Raw genomic sequence first — 11,853 nt, forward strand, 5'->3', positions numbered from 1 at the left:
GCCGTATTGCACGGGCGAAGCGCGCCCGGAGTCTTACTCGGCGTTGTTGCGCGTACCGAAGTTGCCGAAGCGACGACGGAACTGTGCAGCACGACCTTCAGAACTGGCCTGACGCTGCTGGCCGGTATAGAAGGGATGTGATGCAGAAGAAATATCCAGACGTACCAGCGGATAGGTGTCGCCTTCAAACTCGATGGTTTCGCTGGTGCTTACCGTCGAACGAATCTTGAAGTGAGTATCAGCGTTGGTGTCGTGGAAGATCACCGTACGGTACTGGGGATGGATGCCTGCTTTCATGGCGCGCTCCGGAAAGATGTTGGTCAGCCAAATTTAATGGCCGGGTATGATGAGCCAGCGTCAATATTTTTTCAACCTTTTCCGGCCCTGCCCGACCCGGAAGAGCAGTTTTCAGGGCTTTCATGGCTCCGGCGCTCGCCTCTGATCAGTGAGAGGGACGGAGATTCGGCCACGATTGGTGGCCATGACTTGTGGGGCCGGCCCGACCAGGTCACGCTGCCTGCCGGTTGAATGCAAAGGAATATCGGGGAATGCAGGCGACAACAGGGCTTTGGCCGCTGACGGCCATGCGCCGAATGGGCGCAATGGTGATGCTGGTGTTGATCATGCTGGCGGGAGTACCGCAGGCCCATGCCTCGGCGGCCGAACTCGCCGGGCTGGGCGGCGGTGGCAAGGAGGGCGCTGGCAAGAGTGAGCAGGTGTCTCCCGAGCAGATGCGCGACTCGCTGGATCAGTTGATCTCGACGCTTGAAAGCAGCGAGCAGCGTGACTCGCTGCTCAAAAGCCTGCGTGACCTGCGCGAGGCCAGCCAGGCCCGCATTGACAGCGACAGCGCCGATGGGACGCCCGGGACTTCCGGGCGTGGGTTGCTGGGGGCGCTGGCGACCACTTTCGAGCAGGTAACCGGTCAGGAAGGAGAAGGGCGAAGCCTGATTCAAAGCTGGCAGCGACGTGGCAACAATGCGCTGAAGGATCTCTCTGAAAGATTTGGCGACCCGGCCAGTCGCTGGTCACTGATCCGTGATTTCCTGCTCACCATCACCGTGCAGGCGGTCGCAGCGCTGCTGCTTTATCTGCTGATTCGCGCCGTAGGCAAACACTATGGCGTGGCGCTGCGTCTGCCCGAGCAGCCGACCGCCGTGATGCTGATGCGCTACTGCCTGAGACGGCTGCTGCCCATGGGCGCCGCCTTTGCCGCCACTCTGGTCATGACCTTTAGAATGGGCCCCACCCCCGGCATGATACTGGCGACCACGCTTGGGTGGGCGGCACTGTGTGGCATGGTGTTTGCCTCGGTGTGCGAGGTGGTCTTTTCGCTGTTTTCCTGGGGCCATCGCCGCACGGCGCTGCGTCTTTTGCGCCAGCAGGCGGCCTGGCCGCTTTTCTATATCGGCAGCGTGGCCGCGCTGGGCGATGCCCTCAATGCCACCCTGCTCAATGAGGCACTTGGCAACGCGCTGGCCGGTTTCAGTGCCGAAGTGGTCAATATTACGGCGGTCGTATTGACCGGATTTTTCGTGGTGCGTTTTCGACGCCCGATTCGCCATCTGATCCGCAATCGTCCGCTGAGCCAGCGCCAGCAGGGCGGTGCCGTCAGCGATTTGATCCAGGTGCTGGGCCGGGTCTGGCACATTCCGGCTCTTTTGATTGTGGCCGCATCGCTGCTGGCCATCTTGACCTACAGCGGTGACGTGCGCTCGGTCTTTGCCCGGGCGATTCTGACCGCTGCTCTCATGATCGTAACCCTGATCGTGACCGGCCTTTTGCGCCGCAACAGTCAACAGGTACGCCAGCGGCCAAGACGTTCGCTTTATATTCGGCGTCTGACCCGGTTTGGCTACGTGTTGTGTCATCTGGCCTGCTGGGTCATTTTTGCCGAGTGCGCCGCCCAGGCCTGGGGCTTTTCGCTGCTCAATTTCGGGCGAACCGGTGGGGTAGGCGAGCGCATCGCACAGCCTCTGATCAGTATCGGGCTGACGGTTCTGATCTGCTGGCTGATCTGGATTTTGACCGATACGGCGATCCATCGCGCCATGACGTCAACGTCACGCTCCCAGCGTGGGCGCGCACGCCGTGCCCGGGCCGAAACCATCACGCCCCTGATGCGCAACGTGGTGTTTGTCACCATCGTGGTGATCGGCTCGATCGTGGCGCTGGCCAATCTGGGCGTTAACGTGACGCCGCTGCTGGCCGGTGCCGGTGTGATCGGTCTGGCGGTCGGTTTTGGTGCCCAGACGCTGGTGCAGGATCTGATTACCGGCATTTTCATTCTGGTGGAAGATACGCTGGCCATTGATGACTTTGTCGATGTGGGCGGCAATCTGGGGACCGTCGAAAAGCTCAGTCTGCGCACCATTCGCCTGCGCGATCTGGACGGTATCGTCCATTCGGTGCCTTTCAGCCAGATCAAGGCAGTGCAGAACTATTCGCGGGAATTCGGCTACGCCATGTTTCGGGTGCGTGTGCCTCAGCGCATGACCATCGACCGGGCCATCGAGATGATCGAGGAGACGGCCGGCGGCATGCGCAACGACCCGCTGTTTCGCTTCAAGATCTGGTCGGCGCTCGAGATGCAGGGCGTGGAGAGCTTTACCGAAGGCTCGGCCATCGTGCGTGCCCGTTTTCGTACCGCCCCGGTCATGCAGTGGGAAGTCACGCGCGAGTTCAACCTGCGTCTCAAGCGGCGCATGGATGAAGAGGGGTTTGATCTGGCCGTACCGCGCAAGAGCATCCATCTGGAAAACCTTGATGGGCTGTTGGAGCATCTGCGCGGCGCGCGCCCGGCCGGGACGCGTGAGGATCACGATGTGGTCGCCATGCCGCCCGAGTCACGGGATGAAGACGCGGATACCGACGGCGCACCTGACGGCAGCCCTCAGGGCGATGCGCCCTCACGTCCCTGACGGCGCGCTTGTGAACAGGTGTGCTTAATCGGTCTCGCCCGGCAGGTGAAGATGACCTCGCACCACTTGGCGAGACCCACGTCGGCTGCCGGAGCGCAGGGCATCCTCGACAAGGTCCATGGCCTGGGTGGCGATGGTCACAAGATCATGATGGATCGAGGGGATGTCGATGCCCAGCAGCTCTGCGCGAGCAATACCATCGATGCAAAAAAGGCGTGGCCCGCCCGGCTGTTCGGGCAGGGACAGGCCGGCTCGTCGATAGGCTGCCAGAATGCCCAGCGTGATCTGATTGTTGATGCCGATCAGGGCATCGGGCAGCGGAGGGTGCTTGAGTCTTTCGTTTAAAAAATGCTCGGCAGGGGCCATGGAAAAATCGCCGTAGTGCACCTCAAGTGCGATTTGACTGCCTGCCAGTGCCTCACGAAGGCCGGACACCCGCCCGATGGTGACCATGGAATCCGACGGCCCCGACAGAATCAGCAGCCGCTTGATCGGCTGGCCTTTCATCCACATTCCGGCCTGGTAGCCGCAGTCCAGGTTGTCGATATAGACGCCGCCATAATGGGGCGCCGTGACTTCGCGATCCACCAGAATGACGGCGATGCCTGCCTTTTCCAGCCGCTCGAAGTAGTCTGGTCGATAGCGCCTGTCGGCAGAAATGACCGTGAGGATGATGCCATCCACGCCGCAGGCAATCAGCCGATCCACGGCCGCCGCTTCCTGGCTGGGCGAATCATGCGAGTCCATGATCAGCACATCCATTTGGCGACTTTCCCCCAGCTGACTGAAGGCACAGGCCAGCTCATGAAAATAGGGGTTGTTGAGCTGAGGATTGATCACGCCAATCACCGCTCGTCTGTTGGTGTGCTCGGCCGGGCGCCGTTTTGCCACATACCCCATCGTCTGAGCCACCTCGAGCACTCGCTGGCAGGTCTGCGGGTGCAGCTGCCCGGGCGTGCTGAACGCACGCGACACCGTGATCGGACTGACGCCGGCTGCCAGCGCGACATCCTTTAACCGAACCCTGCCCGTTCCCGTTGATATGGGCTTTGCCATGACCTTCCCGCCGTGTCTGTTCAGAGGCGGTCACCGGTGGTGCCAGACCGTGCGACCCTGCTTCTTATCTATCATTTTTTGTCATTGATGCCGCCTGAAAGTTGCCCGGAGCAGGGGAGACATTCGTCGGTCGATAGTCGTGTTGTTTTTCTACTCGTGATTATCAATTGGTCATGTTTTTAATAACTAACTGTTTGAAATGTGTTTTTTGAAAAATTGTCAGCTTGCCTGAACTTCATTACTGCTTAACGATGGAGCAATGATGCGAATGACACCAAATGATAAAAATTAAAGGTTTGGTGCCCCGCAATGGAACGACTTCCTGCCATGGGAAGTCCATCAATGACCAGGGTAGGCATTACAATGAAAACGTCATGGATCATGCTGTTGGCAGGGCTTGGAAGTGTCGGCGTTGCTCAGGCGCAAACCACGATTACGGTAGCGACTGTCAATAATCCCGATATGGTCACCATGCAGAAGATGACCAAAGCCTTTAACGAGGCGCACCCGGATATCAAGGTCAATTACGTGACGCTGGCTGAAAATGAGCTGCGCCAGAAGATCACCACTGACATTTCAAGCGGGGGCGGTCAGTACGACGTCATTACCGTCAGCAACTACGAAACGCCCATCTGGGCCAAAAACGGCTGGCTCAAGGCCATGGATCACCTGCCGGAGAGCTATCAGGTCGATGATCTGATCCCCAGCGTGCGTCAGGGGCTTTCCGTGGATGACAAGCTGTATGCGCTGCCGTTTTACGCAGAATCCTCGATGACCTACTACCGCAAGGATCTGTTTAAAAAGGCCGGCATCGAGATGCCTGACCATCCGACCTGGAGTCAGATGCAGGACTTTGCCCAGAAGGTGCATGATCCCAAAAACGGCGTCTACGGCATCTGTTTGCGCGGCCTGCCGGGCTGGGGGGAAAACATGGCGCTGTTCAGCACCATGGTGAACAGCTTTGGCGGGCGCTGGTTCAACGAGCAGTGGGAGCCGCAGCTGATGTCTCAGCAGTGGAAAAATGCGGCCAATGCCTACAAGACCATGCTCACGCAGTACGGGCCGCCGGGCTCGACCTCCAACGGATTTACCGAGTCCGAGACGCTGTTTGCCAACGGCCAGTGCGGCATGTGGGTCGATTCAACGGTTGCGGCCGGTTACCTTTCTAACCCCGACAACTCCAAGGTTGCCGAACACGTAGGCTTTGCTCAGGCGCCGCACGAGACCACCGAGGCCGGTTCAAGCTGGCTATATGCCTGGGCACTGGCCGTGCCGGAATCCGCCAAAAACCCTGATGCAGCGCAGACCTTTGTCGACTGGGCAACCTCTGCCGACTATATCCAGAGCGTGGCTGATGCTCACGGCTGGCTGTCGGTGCCGCCCGGTACGCGTGAGTCAACCTACGAAAACCAGGGCTATCAGGAAGTGGCGCCCTTTGCCGGGCTGGTCGAGGAGGCCATCAACAGCGCCGACCCGGAGCATCCAACCGCCGAACCCGTGCCCTACACCGGCATTCAGTTCATCAGCATCCCGCAGTTTCAGGCCATTGGTACGCGGGTCGGTCAGATCATGGCCGGTATCCTGAGCGGTCAGAGCAGTGTGGATGAAGGCCTTGAGCAGGCCCAGACCTTCACGGAACGGCTGATGCGTCGCGCCGAGGTCACCAGGAAGTAGTCGAACCATGACCGGTGAATGATCGTCGGTAACACGCACGACCACGCGGGCCTGCCCGCGTGGTTTCCTCCGTTGATGACTTCCGCCACTTGAGGCCCGCGACATGAGTGCTGCTCCCACCAATGCATCCCCCAAACGGCGTGCGCCCACCAAATGGCTAATGGCGCCATCAGTGCTGTTTCTGCTGGTCTGGATGATCGTTCCGCTGGCGATGACGCTGTACTACTCGCTGCAGGACTACAACCTGATGATGCCGGACATGCGAGGCTTCGCAGGGTTTTTAAGCTATGAACTGCTCTTTACCGACCCCGTGTTCTGGGACGCGCTGCTCAATACGCTGCTTCTGGTCGCGACCTGTCTTCTGGTCACGGTCGTGGCAGGACTGGCGCTGGCGCTTTTGTTCAATCGCACCTTTGTGGGGCGAGGGATCGCGCGAACGCTGGCTATCTCGCCGTTTTTTGTCATGCCGGTCGTCACCGGCCTGATCTGGAAATACATGCTGCTGGACCCGGTCTACGGGCTGTTCTCCTGGGTAATGCGCTCGATGGGATTTGAGCCCATCGAGTGGCTGTCGAGCTATCCGCTGCTGTCGGTGGTGATGATGATCAGCTGGGAGTGGACGCCCTTTGCACTGCTGATTCTGCTTACCGGCCTGCAGTCTCTGCCGGAGGACCAGCTTGAGGCGGTGCGTCTGGATGGTGCCAATCGCTGGCAGGAGTTTCGCCATATCGTGCTGCCGCATCTGGGGCAGGTGCTCTATGTCGTCATCATGCTCGAGAGCATCTTCTTTCTGACCTCCTTTGCCGAGATCTATGCCACCACCAGCGGTGGCCCGGGGACGGCGACCACCAATCTGCCGTACTACATCTACCTGGGTGCGTTTTTCCAGTACGACATCGGGCTCTCTTCAGCCGCCGCCATCGGTGCTGTCGTGCTCGCCAACATCTGCGCCATATTCCTGATCCGGTTTGTGGCCGGTAACCTCAACGCAGGGAGCCAACGATGACTGCATCCACCGTTGATCAAACCCCCGGGCGCAAAAGTGGCTTTGGTGGCACGTTACTGACGCTGCTGGCCTGGTTGATCGGGATCACCATGTTCTTTCCGATTCTCTGGGTGATACTGACGGCGCTCAAGACCGAGCAGACCGCGTTCAGCATGACGCCGACCTTTATTTTTTCGCCCACGCTCGACAGCTTTAAAAGTGCGCTCGCCCAGGGCAGCGGCTACTGGCACTACGCGCTGAACTCGGTGATCACGGCGCTTGGGTCAACGCTGGTGGGCCTGGCGCTGGCCATTCCGGCGGCCTATGCCATGGCGTTTTATCCCTCAAAACGCACCGACTTCACGCTGGTGTGGATGGTCTCGACCAAGTTCATTCCGGCCGTAGGCGTGCTGATTCCGGTTTTTCTGGTCTATCGCTCGCTGGGGCTTCTGGACACGCGCCTGGGACTGACGATGCTGTTCACCTCCATGAACCTGCCCATCATGGTGTGGATGGTGTACTCGTATTTTCGTGATATCCCGGTGGATATCGTCGAGGCGGCGAGCATTGATGGGGCCAGCACGGCCCAGACCATGTTTCGCGTGATTTTGCCACTGGCGCTGCCGGGCCTTGCCTCGACCGGACTGCTGGCGCTGATTCTGGCCTGGAACGAGTCGTTCTGGAGTCTGACCATGACCGACTATCATGCAGCAACGCTTGCCGTGTACACGGCCTCCTTCAAAAGTGGTGAAGGGCTTTTCTGGGCGCGACTGTCGGCCGCCTCGGTAATGACCATTGCGCCCATCGTGGTGCTGGGCTGGTTTGCTCAGCGTCAGATGGTGCGCGGACTGACCTTTGGCGCCGTCAAGTAGGCGCATTGAATGCATCTGCGCAGCCGGATGGCTGCGCCTGGAAAAGGAAGCGCTTCGATGGCGATTGTAGAACTTAAAGGTGTGGCCAAGCGCTACGACAGCATGCCGGGCAAGAAGGGGGGCGAGCACGCCAATGCGGTCGAGGATTTCAACCTGATCACAAGGGATGGCGAGTTCGTGGTGCTGGTGGGGCCCTCCGGCTGTGGTAAGTCCACCACCATGCGCATGATCGCAGGCCTTGAGCACAACACGGCCGGCGAAATCCGCATCAACGGTCAGGACGTCAGTGCTGTCGAGCCGCGTGATCGTGATATCGCGATGGTGTTTCAAAGCTATGCGCTCTATCCGCACATGAGCGTCTATCACAACATGGCCTTCGCACTCGAGCTCAAGAAAACACCGAAGGATGAGGTGAAAAAGCGCGTTCAGGAAGCCGCCAAAATCCTGGATATCGAGCATCTGCTGGACCGCAAGCCGCGGGCACTCTCCGGCGGCCAGCGCCAGCGTGTGGCACTCGGGCGAGCACTGGTGCGCCAGCCCCAGGTGTTTTTGATGGATGAGCCGCTGTCGAATCTGGATGCGCGCCTGCGTGTCGAGATGCGCGCTGAAATTACGCGGCTTCACCGTCGGCTGGGCGTGACCACCTTCTACGTTACCCATGACCAGACCGAAGCCATGACCATGGGCCAGCGCATCGTGGTCATGCGTGATGGCCGAATCCAGCAGATCGACACGCCCTATAACCTCTATGAACGGCCGGTCAATCGCTTCGTGGCGGGCTTTATCGGCACGCCATCCATGAACTTTCTGCAGGCCGATTATCAGGGCGGCACGCTCAGAGGCAATGGGTTTTCCTGCTCATTGAATCCGCATCAGCAGGTGGCGCTGGGGGATGCCGGCCAGCGCGCGCGATGCTGGCTGGGTATTCGACCCGAGCATCTGCACCAGGCAGACGCCTTCACCGGCAACGGCAGCCTGGAAGGTATCGTTGAAGTCATCGAGCCGCTGGGGCCGGTGACCATGGCACAGGTGCGCATCGGCGAGACGCTTGTAACGGCGCAGCTGGCAGCGCATCTGGAGGTTCAGATCGGTGACACACTGGCCCTGGCCTTTGATCCGGATCATGTCCATCTTTTTGATATAGAAAGCGACAGGACGCTGGGGCTTGAAGCAGACCCGGCAGTATCGGCTCACGCCACCGCATAACCGGCAGGGCAGTACATTACCAGTAGGACAATACATCACCGGCAAAGCACTGCAACATCGGACAGTACGCCGGCCCAAAGGGTCGACAACACAGGGAGTGACGGGATGACAGCGCTGAAGGCAGGCAATCTTGATCAGTTGGGCGGCGATGTGACGCTGCCTCGATACAACCGTGACGATGTCAGCGTCGGCATCCTTCACTTCGGTGTCGGGGGCTTTCACCGTGCCCATCAGGCCATGTATCTCGATGCGCTGATGAATGAGGGCAAGGCGATGGATTTCGGCATCTGCGGCGTAGGCGTGATGCCGGGGGATCGGCGCATGCAGGAGGTCCTCAAGGCGCAGGACGGTCTCTATACCCTGGTGCAGAAGCATCCGGACGGTCGCTGGGAAGCACAGGTGATCGGCTCGATCGTGGATTATCTCTATGCGCCCGATGATCCCGAAGCGGTGATCGAGCGACTGGCCAACGAGGCGACCCGAATCGTCTCATTGACCGTCACCGAGGGCGGCTACAACTTCCATCACGTCACCGGCGAGTTCAACTTCGACAACCCCGAGGTGCGCCATGACCTGGACGCCAGCGCCACGCCGAAAACCTTTTTCGGCCTGATTGTCGAGGCACTCGCACGTCGGCGGGAGAAGGGGCTTGCGCCGTTCACGATCATGTCGTGTGACAACATTCAGGGCAATGGCGATGTGGCCAAAGAGTCCTTTGTGGCCTTTGCCCGGCGTCGTGATCCGGCCCTTGGCGACTGGATCGAAAGGGAAGTGCGCTTTCCCAATTCGATGGTGGACCGCATCACGCCGGTGACCACCGATGACGATCGCGCCGAGATCAAAAAGCGCTTTGATATCGAGGATGGCTGGCCGGTGGTATGTGAACCCTTTACCCAGTGGGTGCTGGAGGATCATTTCAACCAGGGGCGCCCGGCCTATGAAGAGGTCGGTGTGCAGGTCGTCGATGACGTCATGCCCTATGAGCTGATGAAGCTGCGCCTTTTGAACGCCAGCCATCAGGCACTGACCTATTTTGGCTACCTCGACGGCTACCGCTATGCCCATGAGGTCTGTCAGGACGCGCTGTATGCCGATTTCCTGCTCAATTACATGGTTGAGGAGGGCTCGCCGACGCTGTCACCGGTGCCGGGGGTCGATCTTGATGATTACCGCCGTACCCTGATCGAGCGCTTTGCCAATCCCGAGATTCGTGACACCCTGGCGAGGCTGTGCGCCGAAAGCTCTGATCGCATCCCCAAGTGGTTGTTGCCGGTCATTCGCGAGCAGCTTGAGCGTAACGGCGAGATCAAGCGCTCGGCAGCGGTGGTTGCCAGCTGGGCCCGCTACGCCGAAGGTGTCGATGAGCAGGGCGAGCCGATCGAGATCGTGGATCGCATGAAAGATGAGCTTCACACGATTGCCCGGCGCAATCGCGATAACCCGCTGGCCTTTATCGAAAACCGGGAAGTGTTCGGCGATCTGGTGGATAACGAACGCTTTGTCGAGGCCTATACCCGGGCATTGTCGCGGCTGCACCAGCAGGGCGCACGGGCCACGGTGGAAGCGGTACGCTAACCCATCGCCACGACAGCATTTCTGGACAGGGAGAGCTCATGTATATCGGCGTGGATTGCGGAACGCAGAGTACCAAGGTGGTGGTGCTGGATGCACAAAATGGCGTCATCATCGGCGAAGGACAGCAGGCTCATGAGCTGATCAGTCGCGAAAGCGGGCGTCGCGAGCAGGACCCCGAATGGTGGATCAAGGCATTTGAAGCCGCCTTTCATCAGGCAATCGAAGCCGCCGGAATCGATGCCGGTGCCATTCGCGGTATCGGTGTCTCCGGACAGCAGCACGGCATGGTGGCCCTTGATGATCAGGGCGTGCCGGTCTATCCGGGCAAGCTCTGGAACGATACCGAGTCCTCGAAGGAAAATGCGGAATACATTGATGCGCTTGGCGGTGAGAAAGGCTGTCTGGAGAGGTTGGGGGTCGTGCCTCAGACGGGCTATACCGCGTCCAAGGTCATGTGGCTGCGTCGGCACCATCGCGATGCCTATGACCGGATTGCCCATATCCTGCTGCCGCATGATTATCTCAACTTCCATCTGACCGGTGAATACACTGCTGAATGTGGCGATGCCTCCGGCACGGGCTGGTTTGATACCCGAAAGCGCTGCTGGCATGTCGAGGCGTTTTCACATGTGGCGCCCGAGCTGGACCCGGAACGCGTGCTGCCGCGGCTGATCGAGCCGCATCAGCCGGCCGGCACCGTGCGCCGCGAGATGGCGCAGCGTCTGGGACTGGGCAGCAGCGTGATCGTCTCGGCCGGCGGCGGCGACAACATGATGGGGGCGATTGGCACCGGCAATATTCAGGCCGGGGCGGTCACCATGAGTCTTGGTACCTCAGGCACCATCTATGCCAGCGCCAGCCAGCCGGCGATTACCGACAATGGACTGGTGGCCAATTTCTGCGCCAGTCATGGCGGCTGGCTGCCCCTGATTTGCACCATGAACGTCACCTCGGCGACCAGTCAGTTAAGCCGCGTGCTGGGGCATGACGTCCAGGCCTTCAATGAGGCGGTATCGCGGGCGCCCATCGGCGCCGAAGGCGTCAGGGTGCTGCCGTTTTTCAATGGGGAGCGCGTACCGATGCTGCCGGACGCCACCGGCAGTTTTCTGGGGCTTTCGGCGCATAACTTCTCGGCAGACAACCTCTGTCGCGCGGTCATGGAGGGCACAAGCTTTGGGCTGCGCTACGGTCTGGATCTGCTGTCAGCGTTTGATATTCGTCCCGATCAGCTGCGTCTGGTCGGCGGCGGTGCCAACAGTTCAGTCTGGCGACAGATGATTGCCGACATCATGAATGTCGAGCTGGTCTGCCCGGTGATTCGCGAGGCCGCTGCACTGGGAGGCGCGCTGCAGGCGCAGTGGTGCGATGAATACATGCAGGGTCGCAAGACGGCGCTGGGCGATATCTGCCGCCATGCGGTTGATATTGACCGATCCACCCTCACATCCCCTGACAGGGATAACGTCTCGCGCTATGCAGATGTCTATGCAGACTATGCCCAAACGCTTAAAGACCGCTATCCTGAAGCTCTGACACGGTAGGATTTACGTTGCAGGCGGTCGCG

The 11,853-nt window shown here is 59.8% G+C and carries 9 protein-coding genes; 7 read left to right on the plus strand and 2 right to left on the minus strand.

The genetic code is table 11. The features are described 5' to 3' along the window. Positions 1–33 precede the first annotated feature (33 nt). Complete coding sequence (locus ACUN8C_RS02565) at positions 34–297, minus strand: type B 50S ribosomal protein L31 (RefSeq protein WP_108842891.1); 264 nt, start codon at positions 295–297, stop codon at positions 34–36. A 251-nt stretch (positions 298–548) separates the two neighbouring features. On the opposite strand from ACUN8C_RS02565, the gene ACUN8C_RS02570 reads away from it, so the two are divergent. Further along, on the plus strand, positions 549–2,921 hold the full coding sequence (locus ACUN8C_RS02570) for a mechanosensitive ion channel family protein (protein ID WP_445620760.1): 2,373 nt from the start codon (positions 549–551) through the stop codon (positions 2,919–2,921). Positions 2,922–2,945: 24 nt separating this feature from the next. Here ACUN8C_RS02570 and ACUN8C_RS02575 read toward each other — a convergent pair whose 3' ends face one another. Continuing rightward, positions 2,946–3,977 (minus strand): LacI family DNA-binding transcriptional regulator, encoded by a 1,032-nt coding sequence (locus tag ACUN8C_RS02575; protein WP_445620761.1) that lies wholly within the window; start codon positions 3,975–3,977, stop codon positions 2,946–2,948. A 363-nt stretch (positions 3,978–4,340) separates the two neighbouring features. Between ACUN8C_RS02575 and ACUN8C_RS02580 the strand changes: the two genes are divergently transcribed. The 6 genes from ACUN8C_RS02580 (at position 4,341) to xylB (ending at position 11,830) form a co-directional block, all read left to right on the plus strand. Next, on the plus strand, positions 4,341–5,651 hold the full coding sequence (locus tag ACUN8C_RS02580) for an ABC transporter substrate-binding protein (protein ID WP_445620762.1): 1,311 nt from the start codon (positions 4,341–4,343) through the stop codon (positions 5,649–5,651). A 103-nt stretch (positions 5,652–5,754) separates the two neighbouring features. Continuing rightward, positions 5,755–6,657, plus strand: coding sequence for a carbohydrate ABC transporter permease (locus ACUN8C_RS02585; protein ID WP_445620763.1), 903 nt, complete (start codon positions 5,755–5,757; stop codon positions 6,655–6,657). Next, positions 6,654–7,508 carry a carbohydrate ABC transporter permease gene (locus ACUN8C_RS02590; RefSeq protein ID WP_445620764.1) on the plus strand — a complete coding sequence of 285 codons (855 nt, stop codon included), beginning with the start codon at positions 6,654–6,656 and terminating at the stop codon, positions 7,506–7,508. Before ACUN8C_RS02585 ends, ACUN8C_RS02590 begins: the two co-directional genes overlap by 4 nt. Positions 7,509–7,565: 57 nt before the next feature. Continuing rightward, on the plus strand, positions 7,566–8,714 hold the full coding sequence (locus tag ACUN8C_RS02595) for an ABC transporter ATP-binding protein (protein WP_445620765.1): 1,149 nt from the start codon (positions 7,566–7,568) through the stop codon (positions 8,712–8,714). A gap of 105 nt (positions 8,715–8,819) precedes the next feature. Beyond that, the gene (locus tag ACUN8C_RS02600; protein WP_445620766.1) at positions 8,820–10,289 is read left to right on the plus strand and encodes a mannitol dehydrogenase family protein; all 1,470 of its coding nucleotides are present in this window, start codon (positions 8,820–8,822) and stop codon (positions 10,287–10,289) included. 38 nt (positions 10,290–10,327) lie between these two features. After that, positions 10,328–11,830, plus strand: a complete 1,503-nt coding sequence (gene xylB / locus ACUN8C_RS02605) for a xylulokinase (protein ID WP_445620767.1) — start codon at positions 10,328–10,330, stop codon at positions 11,828–11,830. Positions 11,831–11,853: the final 23 nt, after the last annotated feature.

The sequence above is a fragment of the Kushneria sp. Sum13 genome (genome assembly GCF_052692355.1).